Raw genomic sequence first — 18,712 nt, 5'->3', positions numbered from 1 at the left:
GCCGGTCCCCGCCCTTGCGTCTACCGCCGGCCGAGGAGCTTGTTCATCCGGGTGATCTCATCGGCCTGGGCCGTGACAACGGCCTCGGCCAGCTCCTTCGCGGGCTCGTGGGCGCCGTTCTCGATCTCGCTCCCGGCCATCCCGACCGCGCCTTCATGGTGCTCGACCACGCACCTGCTGTTCCTAAAGGAGCGCCTGAACCGCCGTCAGGTGCTCGCCCTGGCCTGCGCGGCCCCCGCGGTCGGGCGCATCGCGCTCCGCTGAGCAGGAGGGCTGCGGTCCCGGCCGGTCCCGCCGTTGTCGTCGGGAGCCTCGACGCCGGGTGCGCCGTGCCGCAGACTCACGTCTGACCGGGTCGTTTCGCGTGAGCCGAGGAGGTGGGCACGGGGTGGACACGACCGTCGAGTCGGCGTCGGACCGATCGGACGGCGGGAGCCGGGCCGCGCCGGGGCCCGTGCTGGGCCGGGCGCTGCGGGTGCTCGGTGCGTTCAGTCCCGCCCGGCCCGCGCTCACGCTGAGCGAGCTGTCGCGGAGCTGCGGGCTGCCCACCTCGACCGTGCACCGGATGCTCGGTCCGCTGCTGGAGTGGGGCGCGCTGGAGCGCGGCGCGGACGGGCGGTACCGGGTGGGGCTGCGGCTGTGGGAGCTGGGCGCGCTCGCGCCGCGCGGGCCCGGGCTGCGGGAGCGGGCGCTGCCGTATCTGGAGGACCTGTTCCAGAGCACCGGGGAGAACGTGCAGCTCGCGGTGCGGGAAGGCACCGAGCTGGTGTTCGTGGAGCGGATCCGGGGGACCGGTGCGGTGCCCGTGCTCACCCGGGTCGGTGGTCGCTTCGCGATGACCGCGACCGGAGTGGGCCTCGTCCTGCTCGCGCACGCGCCGCGCGAGGTGCAGGACGAGGTACTGGCCGGGCCCGTACGCCGCTTCACCGAACGGACCCTCACCGATCCGCAGGTCCTGCGCCGCGTCCTCGGCGACATCCGCCGCGTCGGCTACGCCGTCAGCGACCGGCAGGTCACCATGGACGCCCTCTCCGTGGCCGCTCCCGTGTACGGGCCGGGGGAGGGCGTGGTCGCCGCGGTCTCCCTGGTCGTACGCCACTGCGAGGGCCGCCCCCGCTCACCGCACGTGCTGGCACCCCTCGTCTGCACCACGGCCCGAGCCATCACCCGCGCTCTGGGCACCCAGCCCACCGCCCCACCGGCCCGGGAGGCCACACAGTGCCTGGTGGGGGAGGACTGCACCTGCGGGGTGCCTTCGGCGACTCGGGAGGGGTGAGCTTCTGGGGGCCGGGGTGCGTTCGCCGTGTTCGGGTGGGGTGACCTTCTGGGGGCCGGGATGCGTTCGCCGGGTTCGGCTGGGGTGAGCTTCTGCCACTCGAGACGCGTGACCGGACAGGTCCCCCTCCGCCCCGCCCCGATTCCTTCCCGGCATCCGGGAAACCCCCTCGCCCCCCGTCGCCCGCCCGGCCAGAATCCCCGCATCCGCCGCACCCCGGGGCGCGGCCGAGCCGCCGTACCGCATCACCTGCCCCGACCGTCGTGCGCCGGACGTCGGACCGAGCCGGCGGCGACGGGGCGACGGGGGCGACGGAGGGCTGCCATGGCATGCTCCCGCGCCCCTGTTCGCCAGCCCGCGTCCCCGGTCCAGTGACCAGCCTTCGCGTGAGCCGAACGAAAGGAACGCCAGTGACCGCATTCGTGCGCAACCAGTGGTACGTCGCCGCCTACGCCCACGAGGTCGGCCGGGAGCTGCTGGGCCGTACCGTCCTCGGTGAGCCGATCCTGCTGTACCGCACCGAGGACGGCCGTGCCGTGGGCCTCGCCGACCGGTGTGTGCACCGCCGCTTCCCGCTGTCGGAGCACCCCAGCCGCTTGGAGGGCGACAAGGTGGTCTGCGGCTACCACGGCTTCACGTACGGTACCGACGGCGTCTGCGTCCGCGTCCCCGGCCAGACCCGCGTGCCACGCACCGCCCGCCTCGCCACGTACCCCGTCGTCGAGCAGGACTCCTTCGTGTGGGTGTGGATCGGCGACCGCGAGCCCGGCGACAGCCTTCCGCCCCGCGCCCCCTGGCTCGACTCGCCCCACTACACCACGGTGTGCGGCATGGAGCCGATCGAGGGCGACTACGGCCTGCTCGTCGACAACCTCCTCGACCTCTCCCACGAGACCTACCTGCACGGCGGCTACATCGGCACCCCCGAGGTCGCAGAGACCCCGATCACCACCGAGGTCGACGACAAGTCCGCGATCGTACGGGTCAGCCGGCACATGGACGACGCCGAGTGCCCGCCGTTCTACGCCAACTCCACCGGCATCCAGGGCCGGATCACCCGCTGGCAGGACATCGAGTACCACGCCCCCGCCCTCTACCTGCTGCACTCCCGCGTCGCCCCCGTAGGCACCCCCGCCCCCCGCCCGGACGGCAGCGACCCGGACGCCTTCCACGTCGAGGTGGTGTACGGCATCACGCCGTCCACCGAGAAGTCGACGTACGACTTCTGGGCCGTGGCCCGCGACTTCGCGCTCGACGACCAGGAGGTCACCGACTACCTGCGGTCCAGCAACCACACCGTGGTGATGCAGGACGTCGTCGCACTCAACGCCCTCCAGCGCGCCCTGGACACCGAGAAGCCCGGCTACCAGGAGCTGTCCATCAACATCGACACCGGCGGCCTCGCCGCCCGCCGCATCCTGGCCCGGCTCGCCGCCGAGAACTCCCCGGCGGCGGCCCGATGAACACCCTCACCGAGGGCGAGGTGTACCGCATCCACTGGGTCCCCGGCACCGACCGCCTGCTCGCAGTCTGCCACTGCGGCGACGAGCGGGAGTTCGAGGACCCCGTGGCGCTGTGGGACTGGCTGCTCGCCCACCCGGAGGGCCACAGCAGCCCGTACACCGCCGCCTCGCCCGCCGCCTCCTGACCGTCCGGAGATGCACGTGACCACCGTGAGCACCGCTCCGCCCACCGCCGCGGAGCCCGACCACGAGCAGGAACTCACCCTCGTCGTCGCGGCCCGGGACCACCTCGCCGAGGGCGTCGTCCGCCTCACCCTCACCCGCCCCGACGGCGCTGCGCTGCCCCCCTGGCAGCCCGGCGCCCACCTCGACCTCTGTCTCCCCTCCGGCCTCGTACGGCAGTACTCGCTCTGCTCCGATCCAGCCGACCGCACCCGCTGGCAGGTGGCCGTGCTGCGCGCCCCGGACGGCCGGGGCGGCTCCGCCGAGGTCCACGACCGCCTTACCGCCGGCGACCCGGTGCGGGTCCGCGGCCCCCGCAACAACTTCCCGCTGCACCCCGCACCCCGCCACCTCTTCCTGGCCGGCGGCATCGGCATCACCCCGATCCTCCCCATGGTCCGGCAGGCCGAACAGTGCGGCGGAGAATGGGAGTTGGTGTACGGCGGGCGCAGCCTCGCCACCATGGCGTTCCACGCGGAACTGCGTCAGGCGTACGGCGACCGGGTGCGGCTCGTGCCCCAGGACCGGGACGGACTGCCCGACCTCGACACCCTGCTCGGCACCCCGCGCCCCGGCACCCTCGTCTACTGCTGTGGCCCCGAGGGGCTGCTGCGGGCGGTGGAGGAGCGGTGCGCCTCCTGGCCGGCCGGTGCGCTGCGTGTCGAGCGGTTCGCACCCAAGGCCACGACCCAGGAGATGGACGGCGAGTTCGAGGTCGAGCTCGCCCGCAGTGGCCGGACCCTCACCGTCGCGCCCGGCACGTCCGTGCTGGACGCCGTCGAGCAGGCCGGTGCGCAGGTGCTGTCCTCCTGCCGCGAGGGCACCTGCGGCACCTGCGAGACCGCGGTCCTGGCCGGGACCGTGGACCACCGGGACTCGCTGCTCACCCCCGACGAGCAGGCCGCGCACGACACGATGATGATCTGCGTCTCTCGTGCCGCCTGCCCGCGGCTGGTCCTGGACCTGTGAGCCCGCTCAGCCCTGCTGCCCACTGATGTTGACCATCCAGGCGACGCCGAAGCGGTCCGTGCACATGCCGAACACATCGCCCCACATCTGCTTCTCCAGCGGCACGGACACCGAGCCGCTCGCCGACAACTTCTCCCAGTAGCCCCGCAGTTCGGCCTCGTCGTCGTCGGTCAGGGCGATCGAGTAGGCGTTGCCCCGGTTGAAGTCCTCGCCGGGGGTGTCCGCGCCCATCAGGGTGAAACCGCTCGGTGTCTCCAGCATGCCGTGCATGATCATGTCGGCGTCGGCGGTGCCCGACTGGCCGCCGAGCTCGCCGTAGGTGTTGAGCGACAGGGTGCCGCCGAAAACCTCTTGGTAGGACTCCATCGCCCGGCGGGCGTCGCCTTCGAAGTTGAGATACGGGTTGAGTCGCGAAGCCATGAGAACCTCCCGAAGCAAGCGGACGGCCATTGCTCCGCACCCTAGCCGGGGCCACTGACAACGGCCTGTCCACGCCATTACGCCGTCACGGCGTCGGTGCATCGAGTCAACGGGACTGTCGCGGAGCGTGTCGCTGTTCGGCCGAACGGGTGACATCGCGTAAGAATTGGCTGGTGCAGGCGATAAGCGAGGCAGATGGGGGGAGCCGGTGAACAGCCACGATGTCACCGATGAACAGTGGGAAGGGCTCGCCCAGGTCGTGCCGCTGCGGGGCCGGGACGCCTGGCCGTCGGCGGTGGACCACCGTGCGCTGCCCGAGGCGCAGACCGAGGCCCGCCGCCGCTTCGTCGTCCTGCGCGTCAATGTCTTCGCGGACGCCCGCGAGGTCGCCGAGACCCTGATGGCCGGTGTCCTGGTGCTGCTCGACCTGACCGGCGCCGAGACGGAAGTCGCCAAGCGGGTCCTGGACTTCAGTACGGGCGTCGTCTTCGGCCTGTCGAGCGGGATGCACCGCGTGGACCGCAACGTGTTCCTGCTGACCCCGCCCGGGACCGAGGTCCAGGGGCTGATGGAGGGGGCGGCGGGCGTTCCCGGGGTGTAAGGGACACGCCGTCTTCGCCCGATCGTAGGAAGGTCCCACCGGCGGAACGGTTCGGCCGTGTCGCGGTCTTCTACGGTCCGGACATGGCCGCGTCCCCCACCATCACCGCCCCGCCCCACGCCCCCCTCCCCTCCGGCCCCGGATGTCCGGAGCGGCCGTGCGTCACGGAGTTGCGGCTGTCCGCGTTCGCCGGGCACCGCGGGGCCCGGTTCCCGCTCGGGCCGTGCACGCTGCTCGCCGGGCCGAGCGGTTCCGGCAAGACGACCGCGCTGCGGGCCTACGAGGCGCTGGCCCGGCTCGGTGGCGGCGCCCGGCTCCATGACGTGTTCCCCGACCCGGTCGCCTGCGTGCCGGAGCGGGCACGGCCGGACGCCCAGCGGCGGCGCGGTTTCCGGATCGGCTGTACGACGGACGGTCCCGAGGGTCCGGTACGGCTCGACGTCGCCGTACAGGTCGAGCCCGAACTGCGCATCGTGGGCGAGCGGTTGACGTCCGGTCGGCTCGTGCTGCTGGAGACGGCCCTGCGCGATCCCGGCCGGCGTGCCGTGCAGGCCGCGTGGCACACCGGGGGGTCGGCGCCCGTGACGCGGGCACCGCTGCCCGACGACCGGCTCGGCACCGCGCTGCTGCCGTTGCGTGTGGCGGGCAAGACCGACGGGCAGCGGCAGGTGCTCGCCGCCGCCGAGCAGATGGTGGTGGCGCTGCGGTCGGTGTTCGCCTGCGATCCGCTGCCCGAGCGGATGCGCACGCCGGTGCCGACCGGCTCCGGGCGCCTCCTCGGCGGCTGCGACAACCTCGCCGACGTCCTGTGGCGCACGCGGCAGGAGTGCGTGCGGCGGCACGGGCAGTTCGTCGCGGCGGTACGGGCCGGCTGCGCCGGGAGCGTGGCGGACGTACTGGCCGAACCGGCGGCCGACGGCACGATCCGGGGAAGCCTCGACCGCGGCGACGGGTACCGGACCGGCTTCGGGCGACTGGGCGACGGGGAGTTGAGGTACGTCGCGCTCGCCCTGGTGCTGTTCACCGGGCCCGGCGTCCTCGACGTCGACCCGGTCGGCGAGGTGCCCGCCGCGCTGCAGACGCTCACGCTGCTCGCCGACGGGTTCGACCGCTCGCTGGACGTGCCGCAGCGCACCGAACTGCTGCGGCTGGCCGCCCGGATGGGCGGGCGCGGGCACATCCGCTGCGTCGGCGCGGTGAGCGACGTCTCGTGGGCGGCGGGGGAGGACGGGATCACGGTGGTACACCTGAAGCCGTGACAGCACAGTCAGCACATCCCGAACCGCCGGACCTCGCCGCCCTCCAGCGTCGGCTCGCCGCGTTCGCCGCCGCGCGCAACTGGCAGCCGTACCACACACCCAAGAACCTGGTCGCCGCGCTCAGCGTCGAGGCCTCCGAACTCGTCGAGATTTTCCAGTGGTTGACGCCCGAGGAGTCCGCCCGCGTCATGGCCGACCCCGACACCGCGCACCGCGTCAGGGACGAGGTCGCCGATGTGCTGGCGTATCTGCTCCAGTTGTGCGAGGTGCTCGGCATCGACCCGCTGGCCGCGCTCGCCGCGAAGATCGACCGCAACGAGGAGCGGTTCCCGGCGCCGGAGGGCCCGTGAACACGCCTACCCGGCAGGGGACAACCGAGGCGTTGGAGGACGCTGCTCCACTTTCACGCTCTGTATTCAAATTCCGAACTGAATCCGAATTGTTGTCCACAGATTTCCGTCTTCCACTGGCTTTTCGTCTCAGGCGCCCTCACGCTGGGTAGTGAACAAGGGAGTGCGGGCAGACGTGCGGAGAGAGCGCGTCGGGACAGACGGGGGCAGCGCATGGACGCGGTGCGACTCATCCTGACGAGCAGGCGTGCCCTGGCGGGAAGCGGCGAGGTGGCGGAGATCCTGACGGAGGTGTGGCAGGCGCAGGCCCTGGCCCAGGCGATCGGCAGCCGCCTCGCGGTCTTCGGCCCGCCCGAACTGCGCGGTGAGGCTCTGGGGTTGACCGAGCTGGCGGGCCGCGGCTGCGGTGTGCTGGACGCCCCGGAGCTGGCCCCCGGTGAGCTGCGCGCGGCCCAGCTCACCGAGCTGGGCGACGCCCGCCAGGCCCTGCTCTACCTGGGCAGCCTGCTCGGCGAGGTGGGCATAGCCCTCGTCGGCATCACCTGCGCCGCCCCCGACGAGGGGACGTACTGGCAGTGCATGGAAGCCATCGACGCGGCGGACGAGTCGAGGGACCGGGTCCTGGAGATGCTGCGCAAACTGGCGGACCGCGAGCAGGCTGTACCCGCGCGCGAGGCGGGTTAGGTTCCCTGTCCCCTGGTTCGCTGTCCCCTGGTTCCCCTGTCCTCTGATTCCCCGTCCGCTGGTTCCCCCTCCCCTGGATCCGCCTAGATCCGCCCCAGCCCCTCCGGAGGCTCGGCCCCCCGCTCCTCCGGCGCCGACGGGGCCGGTCTGTTCGTGCCCGCCGCCTGCAGGTCCGCGTCCAGGGCCGACAAGTCCGCGTTCAGCGCCGCCATCAGCTCCTCCATCTGCTGCAGCAGCCCCTTCGGCTGGGCGTCGCCCCCGCCCTGCTGCGGCACGGTCTCTTCCGACATGACGGCCTCCTCGGCCTGGCCCCCCGGGGAGGCCGGTGCGGGTGTCGCTCCGGCGTCGACGGCGTCGAGGGGCCGGTGCGGGCGCCGGGCGGTCCGGCTCCGCCCGAGCCAACGATCATCACCCGAGCGGGTCACTGGCACGGGCGCGCACCCGTGAACGGGGTTGACGTATTTCACCCTCGGCGGGGACGCGGCGGCGCCCCGCGCGACGGCCGCCGGAACCGATGGGTCGCCCGCAATCCCGAACAGGCAGGATGGAGGCATGGATCTTCGAATCTTCACCGAGCCCCAGCAGGGGGCGACCTACGACACCCTGCTCACCGTCGCGAAGGCCACCGAGGACCTCGGCTTCGACGCCTTCTTCCGCTCCGACCACTACCTGAAGATGGGCTCCGTGGACGGCCTGCCCGGCCCCACCGACGCCTGGATCACGCTCGCCGGACTCGCCCGTGAGACCAAGCGCATCCGGCTCGGCACGCTGATGACCGCCGGCACCTTCCGGCTGCCCGGCGTGCTCGCCATCCAGGTCGCGCAGGTCGACCAGATGTCCGGCGGCCGGATCGAACTCGGCCTGGGCGCGGGCTGGTTCGAGCAGGAGCACACGGCGTACGGCATCCCCTTCCCGAAGGAGAAGTTCGGCCGCCTCGAAGAGCAGCTGGAGATCGTCACCGGGCTGTGGTCCACGGAGGTCGGCCGGACCTTCGACTTCCAGGGCACGTACTACGAGCTCAAGGACTCGCCCGCGCTGCCCAAGCCCACCCAGCCGAAGATCCCGGTCCTCATCGGCGGCCACGGCGCGACCCGCACGCCCAAGCTGGCCGCCAAGTACGCCGACGAGTTCAACATGCCGTTCGCCTCCGTCGAGGACAGCGAGCGCCAGTTCGGCCGGGTCCGCGCCGCCGCCGAGGAGGCGGGCCGCAAGGGCGACGACCTCGTCTACTCCAACGCCCTCGTCGTCTGCGTCGGCAAGGACGACCAGGAGGTCGCCCGCCGCGCCGCCGCGATCGGCCGCGAGGTCGACGAGCTGAAGCTCAACGGCCTGGCCGGTTCCCCGGCCGAGGTCGTCGACAAGATCGGCCGCTACGCCGAGACCGGTTCCCGCCGGATCTACCTCCAGCTTCTCGACCTGCACGACCTGGACCACCTGGAGCTGATCTCCCACCAGGTCCAGACCCAGCTGTCGTAAGGCCGGCCGGGGCCGGGGCCGCCGACCCCGCCGCCGCGTCCCTCACCCCTTCCGCCCCTGCTCCCGCGCCTTCAGCTCGGACGCATACCCCGCCCCGACGGCGAGCAGGGCCGAGGACAGGGCGAGGAACGCGACGGCGGGGTTGACGTATCCGGGGACCCCCGCCGGGTAGCTCTCGCCCGTCTTCGTGTGGCACATCAGCCGGATCGGGACCACGTGCACGCTGGTGCTAAGCGTCACGGCCGCCTTCTCCGGGCCCCCGGCCGCCAGGCACGGGCGGATGGGCGAGGAGCCCGTACCGCCGTCCTCCACCTCCACATGCGCCCCGAACACATGCAGCGCCCCCCAGGCGTACAGGGCGGCGGCCGCGGCTCCGGCGAGGGCGGCGCCGAAGCGGAACCGTGTGGCCCTGTCCGCCCGACGGATGCCCTGGGCGGAGAGGCTGCTGAAGGCGTAGCCGCACAGGCCGAACGCGGTGATCGCACCGACCATGATCAGCAGCAGGAGCAGGAACCAGTCGCCCATCAGCTCCCCGGCCTCTCCTGCTGCCGCTCCTGCTCCTCCTTCTGCCAGGCGCCCACCCCGAGCTTCCCCGTCGTCCCCAGATCCAGCTCCGGGATCACCGTCACGGGCGCGGCGCCGGGCTTCGCCCAGGTCCGCACGTAGGGGGCGTTGACCGCCTCGCCGAACTGCGTGGTGTTGCGCCAGACCAGACCGGCCCAGGCGCGCTCGCCTGGCGCCAGGGTCAGCGGCCGGGGCGGGGCGTCGGCTCCCGTGCCGGAGGCGATGGCATCCCCGCCCTTGAGGATCCGCACGCCCTCGACGGGCTCGTGCTCCTCGTCGAGGATCCGGACCTCCGGGTAGCCGTTGAGCCGGTACGGCTCAGTGCCGCAGTTCTCCAAGTGCAGCCCCACGACCCGCAGCCCCATCGCGGCGTTGCCCTCATCGGCGTACACCCGCACCCCCGAGGCCGGGCACGCACCTCCCTTGGAGGGGGCCTCGGCGGTGGGCACGCTCCTGACCTGGGAGATCGAGACCCGCTCCCCGCCGCCGGTCATGACGACGGTCCGGCGTACCGGGCGACCCGGCTCGACGGACTCCACTGTCTCCTCCCCGGTGGACATCGCCTCACCCGTCTCCTTCGCGAAGGCCAAGGAGACGGTGTACGTGAAGGGTTCGGTCCCCTCGTGGGTGATCTCGAACTCGACGCGGTCGCACGCGGGCCCGCTCAGGCCGGTGATCCTGACCCCGCTCCGCTCCGTCCACGACGGGTCGGCGGGGCACGGGGCGGCCGAACCGCCGCTCGCCGACTCGGCTTGCTGGGTGCCGCACGCGGTGAGCAGCAGCAGGGCGGAGAGGGGGAGAAGGAGGGAGCGCATCCGCCGAGTTGATCAGCACCGGCCCCGTCGAGCTGTGACGGAAGCCACCCCTCCGGTCACAGCCCTGTCACAGCCGACCGGCGCCCAGCCTTGGCCGAGCGGAAAATCCCAGGTGGTGTCGCTTTGTTGTCGGTACGTTGTCAGGGACCCGCGGGCATGCATACCCGCACTTCAGACCCTTTCGAGGCAACCACCGTGTTCCTGACGATCAGTACCACCGGCACCCAAGAACGCCCCGCGACCGACCTGGGGTTCCTGCTGCACAAGCATCCCGGCAAGGCGCAGGCGTTCTCCACCTCCTACGGCACGGCGCACGTCCTCTACCCCGAGGCCGACGCCCAACGCTGCACGGCGGCGCTGCTGCTGGAGGTGGACGCGGTGGCACTGGTCCGGCGCGGCAAGGGCAAGGGCCGGGGCGGCGCACCCGACGCGGCCCTGGCGCAGTACGTCAACGACCGCCCGTACGCGGCCTCCTCGCTGCTCGCCGTCGCGCTGAGCGGCGTCTTCTCCAGCGCGATACGCGGGGTGTGCACCGCCCGCCCCGAGCGCGCCGCCGAGCCGCTCCCGCTGCGCATCGAGGTGCCCGCGCTGCCCGCACGCGGCGGCCCGGATCTCGTACGACGCCTCTTCGAGCCGCTCGGGTGGGCGGTCACGGCCGAACCCGTGCCGCTGGACACCGAGTTCCCGCAGTGGGGCGACTCGCGGTACGTGCGTCTCGTCCTGGAGTCCGAGGCGCTGACCCTCGCCGCCGCCCTGCGCCACCTGTACGTCCTGCTGCCCGTCCTCGACGACGCCAAGCACTACTGGGTCGCCTCCGACGAGGTCGACAAGCTGCTGCGGGCCGGTGAGGGCTGGCTGCCGGACCACCCGGAGCAGAAGCTGATCACCAGCCGTTACCTCTCGCGGCGTTGGTCGCTGACCCGTGAGGCGATGGAGCGCCTGGAGCTGGTTCGGCTGGCCGAGGCCGACGACAGCGAGGTCGAGGACCTCGACAACGCGGTCGAGGCCGAGACCGAGCAGGAGGAGAAGCCGACGCCGCTCGCCGTGCAGCGGCGGGAGGCGATCGTGGCCGCGCTCCAGCAGTCGGGCGCCGCCCGGGTCCTCGACCTAGGCTGCGGGCAGGGCCAGTTGGTGCAGACGCTGCTCAAAGACGTGCGGTTCACCGAGATCGTCGGTGTCGACGTGTCGATGCGGGCGCTCACCATCGCCTCCCGGCGGCTGAAGCTGGACCGCATGGGGGAGCGGCAGGCCGCGCGCGTCAAGCTCTTCCAGAGCTCGCTCGCCTACACCGACAAACGGCTCAAGGGGTATGACGCCGCCGTGCTCAGCGAGGTCATCGAGCACCTCGACCTGCCCCGGCTGCCCGCCCTGGAATACGCCGTGTTCGGCGCCGCCCACCCCCGCACGGTCCTCGTGACCACGCCGAACGTCGAGTACAACGTCCGCTGGGAGAGCCTCCCGGCCGGACACGTCCGGCACGGCGACCACCGCTTCGAGTGGACCCGCGAGGAGTTCCGCGCCTGGGCGGACGCGGTCGCCGAACGGCACGGATACGACGTCGGGTTCAGGCCGGTCGGACCGGACGACCCGGAGGTCGGCCCGCCCACGCAGATGGCCGTTTTCACCATGCGGAAGGAGGCGAAGGCAGCATGACCGAGACACACCAGGGCCGTGTCCTGCCCGTCACCGACCTCTCCCTCGTGGTCCTCGTCGGCGCCTCCGGCTCCGGCAAGTCCACCTTCGCCCGCAGGAACTTCAAGCCCACCGAGGTGATCTCCTCCGACTTCTGCCGCGGCCTCGTCTCCGACGACGAGAACGACCAGAGCGCCAGCCGCGACGCCTTCGACGTCCTGCACTACATCGCGGGCAAGCGCCTGGCCGCCGGCCGTCGCACGGTCGTCGACGCGACCAGCGTGCAGTCGGACGCCCGGCGGCAGCTGATCGAGCTGGCCCGCCAGTACGACGTGCTGCCCATCGCCATCGTGCTCGACGTGCCCGAGGAGGTGTGCGCCGAGCGCAACGCCGCCCGCACCGACCGGGCCGACATGCCGCGCCGGGTGATCCAGCGGCACATCCGCGAACTCCGCCGCTCCATACGCCACCTGGAGCGCGAGGGCTTCCGCAAGGTGCACGTCCTGCGCGGCGTGGCGGACGTCGAGAGCGCCACCGTCGTCACCGAGAAGCGCTTCAACGACCTCACCCACCTCACCGGCCCGTTCGACATCATCGGCGACATCCACGGCTGCTCCGCCGAACTGGAGTCGCTGCTGGGCAAGCTGGGCTACGTCGACGGGGTGCACCCCGACGGCCGGACGGCGGTCTTCGTCGGCGACCTCGTCGACCGCGGCCCGGACAGCCCCGGTGTGCTGCGCCGCGTGATGTCCATGGTGACGTCCGGCAACGCGCTCTGCGTGCCCGGCAACCACGAGAACAAGTACGGGCGCTATCTGCGCGGCCGCAAGGTCCAGCACACCCACGGGCTCGCCGAGACCATCGAGCAGATGGAGGGCGAGAGCGAGGAGTTCAGGCAGCAGGTACGGGAGTTCCTCGACGGGCTGGTCAGCCACTACGTCCTCGACGGCGGCAAGCTGGTCGTCTGCCACGCCGGTCTGCCGGAGAAGTACCACGGCCGCACCTCCGGCCGGGTCCGCTCGCACGCCCTGTACGGCGACACGACCGGCGAGACCGACGAGTTCGGGCTGCCGGTGCGCTACCCGTGGGCGGAGGACTACCGCGGCCGGGCGGCCGTGGTGTACGGCCACACCCCCGTCCCGGAGGCCACCTGGCTGAACAACACCATCTGCCTGGACACCGGCGCGGTCTTCGGCGGCAAGCTCACCGCGCTGCGCTGGCCGGAGCGGGAACTGGTCGACGTACCGGCCGAGCGGGTCTGGTACGAGCCGGTCAAGCCGCTGCGCTCCGAGGCGCCGGGCGGGCAGGACGGGCGGCCGCTGGACCTGGGGGACGTGCAGGGTCGGCGGGTCGTGGAGACCCGGTACGCCGGGCGGATCTCGGTCCGTGAGGAGAACGCGGCGGCGGCCCTGGAGGTCATGAGCCGCTTCGCGGTCGACCCGCGGCTGCTGCCGTACCTCCCGCCGACGATGGCACCGACGGCCACCTCCCACGTCGAGGGCTATCTGGAGCACCCGGCCGAGGCCTTCGCGCAGTACAAGGACGACGGTGTGGCGCGGGTCGTGTGCGAGGAGAAGCACATGGGATCGCGGGCCGTGGCGCTGGTGTGCCGGGACGCGGAGGTGGCGCGGAAGCGGTTCGGCGTGGACGGTCCCACGGGTTCGCTCTACACCCGGACCGGCCGCCCGTTCTTCGACGACGAGTCGGTCACCGAGGAGATCCTCGGGCGGCTCAGGTCGGCGGTCGAGTCGGCGGGCCTGTTCGCGGAGCTGGACACGGAGTGGCTGCTGCTCGACGCGGAGCTGATGCCGTGGTCGCTGAAGGCGTCCGGGCTGCTGCGCAGTCAGTACGCGGCCGTCGGCGCGGCTTCCGGGGCGGTGTTCCCGGGTGCGCTGGCCGCCCTGGAGGGGGCGGCGGCACGCGGCGTCGACGTCACCGGCCTGCTGACGCGCCAGCGGGAGCGGGCGGCCGACGCGGCGGCGTTCACCGAGGCGTACCGGCGCTACTGCTGGACCACGGACGGCCTGGACGGCGTACGCCTCGCGCCGTTCCAGATCCTGGCCGTGCAGGGCCGCAGCCTCGCCGCCCTGCCGCACGACGAGCAGCTCACCCTGCTCGACCGCCTCGTCGAGCACGACGGCACCGGTCTGCTCCAGACCACCCGGCGGCTGTACGTCGACACCGGCGACCCCGAGTCGGTCCAGGCGGGCATCGACTGGTGGCTGGAGATGACCGGCCGGGGCGGCGAGGGCATGGTCGTCAAGCCGGTCGGCGCGGTGGTGCGATGGGGGTCCCCCCGCTCGAGCGAAGCCGAGAGTGGGGGAAAGCAGGGCCGTCTGGTGCAGCCCGGCATCAAGTGCCGGGGCCGTGAGTACCTGCGGATCATCTACGGTCCCGAGTACACCCGCCCGGACAACCTGGCCCGGCTGCGCTCCCGGTTCCTGAACCACAAGCGGTCGCTGGCGCTGCGCGAGTACGCGCTCGGCCTGGAGGCCCTGGACCGGCTGGCCGAGGGCGAGCCGCTGTGGCGGGTGCACGAGGCGGTGTTCGGGGTGCTGGCGCTGGAGTCGGAGCCGGTGGACCCGCGGCTGTAGCGCCTGTCCGGCGGATCATCCCGGTGACGCGGGACCTGATCCGCCGGACAGCCCTGGCCGAAAGAGGGGGTGAACAGGAGCGCGAATGGTCAGGATGGAGGCATGGGATTCCACGTCGACTCCGAGGCCGGGCGGCTGCGCCGCGTCATCCTGCACCGGCCCGATCTAGAGCTCAAAAGGCTCACCCCCAGCAACAAGGACGCCCTGCTCTTCGACGACGTCCTGTGGGTACGCCGGGCGCGCGCCGAGCACGACGGGTTCGCCGACGTGCTCCGCGACCGCGGTGTCACCGTCCACCTGTTCGGCGAGCTGCTCACCGAGGCCCTGGAGATCCCGGCGGCCCGCGCGCTCATCCTGGACCGGGTCTTCGACGAGAAGGAGTACGGCCCGCTGGCCACCGACCACCTCCGGGCGTCCTTCGACGCGCTGCCCACCCGGGAGCTGGCCGAGGCGCTGGTCGGCGGGATGACCAAGCGGGAGTTCCTGGACGCGCACGCGGAACCGATCTCCGTGCGCTTCCACGTCATGGACCTCGACGACTTCCTGCTGGACCCGCTCCCGAACCACCTCTTCACCCGGGACACCTCCGCCTGGATCTACGACGGCGTCTCCATCAACGCCATGCGCTGGCCCGCCCGGCAGCGCGAGACCGTGCACTTCGAGGCGATCTACCGGCACCACCCGCTCTTCCGCGACGAGGGGTTCCACATCTGGTCGGAGGGGCAGGCCGACTACCCGTCGACCATCGAGGGCGGGGACGTGCTGGTGATCGGCAACGGTGCCGTGCTCATCGGCATGAGCGAGCGGACCACCCCGCAGGCCGTCGAGATGCTCGCGCACAAGCTGTTCGCGGCGGGCTCCGCGGAGACGATCGTGGCTCTCGACATGCCCAAGCGGCGGGCGCTGATGCACCTCGACACCGTGATGACCATGGTCGACGGCGATGTGTTCACCCAGTACGCCGGGCTCGGCATGCTCCGCTCGTACACCATCGAGCCGGGCGTCGGTGAGAAGGAGCTGAAGGTCACCGACCACCCGCCGGAGCACATGCACCGCGCGATCGCCGCCGCGCTCGGGCTGAGCGAGATCCGGGTCCTGACCGCCACGCAGGACGTGCACGCGGCCGAGCGTGAGCAGTGGGACGACGGCTGCAACGTGCTCGCCGTCGAACCGGGCGTGGTCGTCGCCTACGAGCGGAACTCCACCACCAACACCCATCTGCGCAAGCAGGGCATCGAGGTGATCGAGATCCCGGGCAGCGAGCTTGGGCGGGGCAGAGGCGGACCTCGGTGCATGAGCTGTCCGGTCGCCCGCGACGCCGTGTAGAGCCGCCGCCGGGCCGCCCGCATAGAAATGCTGACTGTCGTATAGACTTCCAGCGTCCCTGTCCCTGTACTTCTGGAGCGCCCCCATGGCGACAGTCCCGACCGCCCTCGCCGGCCGCCACTTCCTCAAGGAGACCGACTTCACCGAGGAGGAGTTCCGTGGCCTGATCGAGCTGGCCGCCGAGCTGAAGGCCGCCAAGAAGGCCGGGACCGAGACCCAGTATCTGCGGGGCCGCAACATCGCGCTGATCTTCGAGAAGACGTCGACGCGCACCCGCTGCGCCTTCGAGGTCGCCGCCGCCGACCAGGGTGCGTCGACGACGTATCTCGACCCCACCGGTTCGCAGATCGGGCACAAGGAGTCGGTGAAGGACACCGCCCGCGTGCTCGGCCGGATGTACGACGGGATCGAGTACCGCGGGGACAGCCAGGCCAAGGTGGAGGAGCTGGCGGCGTACGCCTGCGTGCCCGTCTACAACGGCCTCACCGACGACTGGCACCCCACCCAGATGCTCGCCGACATCCTCACCATGACCGAGCACGGCGCCCGGCCGCTGAAGGAGACCGCGTTCGCCTACCTCGGCGACGCCCGCTTCAACATGGGCAACTCCTACCTGGTCACCGGCGCCCTGCTCGGCATGGACGTCCGGATCGTCGCCCCCAAGTCCTACTGGCCCGCCCAGGAGATCGTGGACCGGGGCCGCGCGCTCGCCGAGACCAGCGGCGCGCGGATCACCCTCACCGAATCCCTGGCGGAGGGTGTCGCGGGCGCCGACTTCGTCGCCACCGACGTCTGGGTCTCCATGGGCGAGCCCAAGGAGGTCTGGGACGAGCGGATCGCCGCGCTCGCCCCGTACGCCGTGACCATGGACGTGCTGCGCGCCACCGGCAACCCGGACGTGAAGTTCCTGCACTGCCTGCCCGCCTTCCACGACCTCGGCACCAAGGTCGGCCGCGAGATCCACGACAGGCACGGCCTGGACTCCCTGGAGGTCACCGACGAGGTCTTCGAGTCGGCCCACTCGATCGTCTTCGATCAGGCGGAGAACCGGCTGCACACCATCAAGGCGGTCCTGGTCGCCACCCTCGCCTGAGCAGTCCTGGTCCTGACCGTGCTTGATCAGGCCTTGTGCTGACCCGCGGCCCGGAGCCACCCCTTCCGTGGCCGCCGCGCGCCCCACCCCGGCGCACCCCGCACCACCAGAAGGCCATCCTCGTCCGCATCGGCGTGGTCACCGTGCTGTAGTGCGCGGTCGCGCTCGCCGCGATCGGTGCGGGCCGCCGTCAACGTCGCGGTGATCGCCCTGCGCCGCCGCGAGCCGGATCTGCCCCGCACTTTCCGCGTGCCGCTGTACCCCGCGGCCGGTCTCCTGGTGTACCTCGGCTACGGGCGCCGCAACTCCCGAATGGCGCAGGTCACGTCGCCGGACGCGGCGGCCAGTGCGGCTGACGCTGACGTGGTACGACAGGCAGTCTGAACCACACCGCCTTGCCGGACTCGGTGGGGCGGTGACCGCAGGACGCGCTCAGAGTGCGGATCAGCAGCAGCCCGCGCCCGTGTTCCTGCCAGGGGTCGGGCTCGCGGTCGGCGGGATGCGTGAGGTTGCCCGGCGGCGCCGGGTCGGGGTCGTGCACCTCGACCCGGCAGCCGGTCGGCAGCAGCTCCACGACCAGCTCTATCGGGGCGTTGCCCGCCGTGTGCTCCACGGCGTTGGCGACCAGCTCGGCGGTGAGCAGTTCGGCGGTGTCACTGTCGGCGCCGTGATCCAGCTCCGTGAGTGCCGTACGGACCAGTGCGCGAGCCACGGGCACGGCCGCGGCGGAGTGCGGCAGCGCGATGCGCCAGGAGGCGGGGGCGGAGGGGCGTTCGTGCAAGGCTGGTTCCGTTCATGGTGCAGGCGCGTCCTGAGTGCCGAGAGATCCAGGCTGTCCTGCTTTCAACCTTAGGAATGGTACGGCGCCCCTCGGCAGGGTCTCACGACGGGCACCGCCCGGGACCTTCGGCCCGGTGAGTGCGGCTTACCCCGGCGAACGACCGGCCTCGCCCGGGTACTCCCGCTGTTACCGCGTTATTGACGTCCGGTGACTTCTGTGACCGGACAGAACCCCTGTGACCAGGTGAGACACCCACGCTTGCTCCTATCGCGCACTCCTGACGACAGTCACGAATGAGTGATAGCTTCAGGGGGTAGAGGTCAGTGAGGCAGTGCCCGCCCAAGGAGGCCGCACCCCATGAGTCCCTTCACCGGCTCCGCCGCCCCCACCTCGCCCTGGCGCCATCTGCGCGTCCACCGCGCCGACGGTGTGGCCACCGTCACCCTGGCCCGCCCCGACAAGCTCAACGCCCTCACCTTCGGCGCCTACGCCGACCTCCGCGACCTGCTCGCCGAGCTGTCGCGCGAGCGGGCCGTGCGTGCCCTGGTGCTGGCCGGCGAGGGCCGCGGCTTCTGCTCCGGCGGGGACGTCGACGAGATCATCGGCGCCACGCTGTCCATGGACACCGCCCAGCTCCTCGACTTCAACCGGATGACCGGCCAGGTGGTGCGGGCCGTACGGGAATGCCCGTTCCCGGTGATCGCGGCGGTGCACGGCGTGGCGGCGGGCGCCGGGGCGGTGCTCGCGCTGGCCGCCGACTTCCGGGTCGCGGACCCCAGCGCCCGCTTCGCGTTCCTCTTCACCCGGGTCGGCCTGTCCGGCGGCGACATGGGCGCCGCGTACCTGCTGCCCCGCGTCGTCGGCCTCGGCCACGCCACCCGCCTCCTCATGCTCGGCGAACCGGTCCGCGCGCCCGAGGCCGAGCGCATCGGCCTGATCAGCGAACTGACGGACGAGGGCCGAGCCGACGAGGCCGCCCACCGCCTGGCCCGCCGCCTGTCCGAGGGCCCGGCACTGGCGTACGCCCAGACGAAGGCCTTGCTGACGGCGGAACTGGACATGCCGCTGGCGGCAGCGGTGGAACTGGACGCATCAACGCAGGCCCTCTTGATGACCGGCGACGACTACGCAGAGTTCCACGCGGCGTTCACGGAAAAGCGCCCCCCGAAGTGGCAGGGGAGGTAGGA

At 72.0% G+C, this 18,712-nt stretch carries 20 protein-coding genes and 1 pseudogene; 15 read left to right on the top strand and 6 right to left on the bottom strand.

Going from position 1 to position 18,712, the window contains the following annotated elements; all coding sequences use genetic code 11:
• Positions 1-20: 20 nt before the first annotated feature.
• Positions 21-170, bottom strand: coding sequence for a DUF305 domain-containing protein (locus HJD23_RS09335; protein ID WP_240980670.1), 150 nt, complete (start codon positions 168-170; stop codon positions 21-23).
• Positions 171-388: 218 nt separating this feature from the next.
• On the opposite strand from HJD23_RS09335, the gene HJD23_RS09330 reads away from it, so the two are divergent.
• From HJD23_RS09330 to HJD23_RS09315, 4 genes are all read left to right on the top strand, one after another.
• A complete protein-coding gene (locus HJD23_RS09330; protein ID WP_206352692.1) occupies positions 389-1,276 on the top strand; it encodes an IclR family transcriptional regulator in 888 nt (295 codons plus the stop codon).
• A 410-nt stretch (positions 1,277-1,686) separates the two neighbouring features.
• Positions 1,687-2,739: an aromatic ring-hydroxylating dioxygenase subunit alpha gene (locus HJD23_RS09325; protein WP_171116276.1), complete on the top strand. Its 1,053-nt coding sequence runs from the start codon at positions 1,687-1,689 to the stop codon at positions 2,737-2,739.
• Entirely contained in the window at positions 2,736-2,924 is a 189-nt protein-coding gene (locus HJD23_RS09320; RefSeq protein WP_171116274.1) for a hypothetical protein, read from the top strand. The genes HJD23_RS09325 and HJD23_RS09320 overlap by 4 nt, the downstream gene beginning before the upstream one ends.
• 10 nt (positions 2,925-2,934) lie before the next feature.
• A complete protein-coding gene (locus HJD23_RS09315) occupies positions 2,935-3,930 on the top strand; it encodes a PDR/VanB family oxidoreductase (RefSeq protein ID WP_171116272.1) in 996 nt (331 codons plus the stop codon).
• Positions 3,931-3,936: 6 nt separating this feature from the next.
• Here the strand turns inward: HJD23_RS09315 and HJD23_RS09310 are convergent, their stop codons facing one another.
• On the bottom strand, positions 3,937-4,350 hold the full coding sequence (locus HJD23_RS09310; protein ID WP_171116270.1) for a VOC family protein: 414 nt from the start codon (positions 4,348-4,350) through the stop codon (positions 3,937-3,939).
• Between the two features lie 208 nt (positions 4,351-4,558).
• On the opposite strand from HJD23_RS09310, the gene HJD23_RS09305 reads away from it, so the two are divergent.
• The 4 genes from HJD23_RS09305 (at position 4,559) to HJD23_RS09290 (ending at position 7,244) form a co-directional block, all read left to right on the top strand.
• Complete coding sequence (locus tag HJD23_RS09305) at positions 4,559-4,951, top strand: cell division protein SepF (RefSeq protein WP_171116268.1); 393 nt, start codon at positions 4,559-4,561, stop codon at positions 4,949-4,951.
• An 83-nt stretch (positions 4,952-5,034) separates the two neighbouring features.
• The gene (locus HJD23_RS09300; protein ID WP_171116266.1) at positions 5,035-6,210 is read left to right on the top strand and encodes an ATP-binding protein; all 1,176 of its coding nucleotides are present in this window, start codon (positions 5,035-5,037) and stop codon (positions 6,208-6,210) included.
• Complete coding sequence (locus tag HJD23_RS09295; protein ID WP_171116264.1) at positions 6,207-6,560, top strand: nucleotide pyrophosphohydrolase; 354 nt, start codon at positions 6,207-6,209, stop codon at positions 6,558-6,560. Before HJD23_RS09300 ends, HJD23_RS09295 begins: the two co-directional genes overlap by 4 nt.
• Before the next feature lie 213 nt (positions 6,561-6,773).
• The gene (locus HJD23_RS09290; protein ID WP_171116262.1) at positions 6,774-7,244 is read left to right on the top strand and encodes a DUF6099 family protein; all 471 of its coding nucleotides are present in this window, start codon (positions 6,774-6,776) and stop codon (positions 7,242-7,244) included.
• Positions 7,245-7,327: 83 nt separating this feature from the next.
• Here HJD23_RS09290 and HJD23_RS09285 read toward each other — a convergent pair whose 3' ends face one another.
• Entirely contained in the window at positions 7,328-7,534 is a 207-nt protein-coding gene (locus HJD23_RS09285; protein WP_171116258.1) for a hypothetical protein, read from the bottom strand.
• A gap of 262 nt (positions 7,535-7,796) precedes the next feature.
• Here HJD23_RS09285 and HJD23_RS09280 point away from each other — a divergent pair, with 262 nt between their 5' ends.
• Positions 7,797-8,720, top strand: a complete 924-nt coding sequence (locus HJD23_RS09280; RefSeq protein WP_171116257.1) for an LLM class F420-dependent oxidoreductase — start codon at positions 7,797-7,799, stop codon at positions 8,718-8,720.
• Positions 8,721-8,762: 42 nt separating this feature from the next.
• Here the strand turns inward: HJD23_RS09280 and HJD23_RS09275 are convergent, their stop codons facing one another.
• Together HJD23_RS09275 and HJD23_RS09270 are read right to left on the bottom strand one after the other, a co-directional pair.
• Positions 8,763-9,245 (bottom strand): hypothetical protein, encoded by a 483-nt coding sequence (locus HJD23_RS09275; protein ID WP_197972485.1) that lies wholly within the window; start codon positions 9,243-9,245, stop codon positions 8,763-8,765.
• Positions 9,245-10,099: a DUF4232 domain-containing protein gene (locus HJD23_RS09270; RefSeq protein ID WP_171116255.1), complete on the bottom strand. Its 855-nt coding sequence runs from the start codon at positions 10,097-10,099 to the stop codon at positions 9,245-9,247. Before HJD23_RS09270 ends, HJD23_RS09275 begins: the two co-directional genes overlap by 1 nt.
• 195 nt (positions 10,100-10,294) lie before the next feature.
• Between HJD23_RS09270 and HJD23_RS09265 the strand changes: the two genes are divergently transcribed.
• The 5 genes and pseudogenes from HJD23_RS09265 to HJD23_RS43655 all read left to right on the top strand — a co-directional run.
• Positions 10,295-11,752: a 3' terminal RNA ribose 2'-O-methyltransferase Hen1 gene (locus HJD23_RS09265; RefSeq protein ID WP_171116253.1), complete on the top strand. Its 1,458-nt coding sequence runs from the start codon at positions 10,295-10,297 to the stop codon at positions 11,750-11,752.
• Positions 11,749-14,325, top strand: coding sequence for a polynucleotide kinase-phosphatase (locus tag HJD23_RS09260; protein ID WP_171116252.1), 2,577 nt, complete (start codon positions 11,749-11,751; stop codon positions 14,323-14,325). The genes HJD23_RS09265 and HJD23_RS09260 overlap by 4 nt, the downstream gene beginning before the upstream one ends.
• A gap of 102 nt (positions 14,326-14,427) precedes the next feature.
• Entirely contained in the window at positions 14,428-15,651 is a 1,224-nt protein-coding gene (locus HJD23_RS09255) for an arginine deiminase (protein ID WP_171116250.1), read from the top strand.
• An 85-nt stretch (positions 15,652-15,736) separates the two neighbouring features.
• Positions 15,737-16,744, top strand: a complete 1,008-nt coding sequence (gene argF, locus HJD23_RS09250; RefSeq protein ID WP_171116248.1) for an ornithine carbamoyltransferase — start codon at positions 15,737-15,739, stop codon at positions 16,742-16,744.
• A gap of 183 nt (positions 16,745-16,927) precedes the next feature.
• Positions 16,928-17,128, top strand: a pseudogene (locus HJD23_RS43655) (amino acid permease); the annotation flags it as partial.
• Here the strand turns inward: HJD23_RS43655 and HJD23_RS09245 are convergent.
• On the bottom strand, positions 17,067-17,525 hold the full coding sequence (locus HJD23_RS09245) for an ATP-binding protein (protein ID WP_171116246.1): 459 nt from the start codon (positions 17,523-17,525) through the stop codon (positions 17,067-17,069). The pseudogene HJD23_RS43655 and the gene HJD23_RS09245 overlap by 62 nt on opposite strands.
• 357 nt (positions 17,526-17,882) lie before the next feature.
• Between HJD23_RS09245 and HJD23_RS09240 the strand changes: the two genes are divergently transcribed.
• Positions 17,883-18,710 (top strand): enoyl-CoA hydratase family protein, encoded by an 828-nt coding sequence (locus tag HJD23_RS09240; protein WP_171116244.1) that lies wholly within the window; start codon positions 17,883-17,885, stop codon positions 18,708-18,710.
• Positions 18,711-18,712 lie beyond the last annotated feature (2 nt).

The organism is Streptomyces sp. Z423-1 (genome assembly GCF_013009255.1).
Lineage (GTDB): Bacteria > Actinomycetota > Actinomycetes > Streptomycetales > Streptomycetaceae > Streptomyces > Streptomyces gossypiisoli.
Note: the sequence above shows the minus strand (reverse complement) of the source record. Positions and strands in the feature narration are given on the sequence as shown.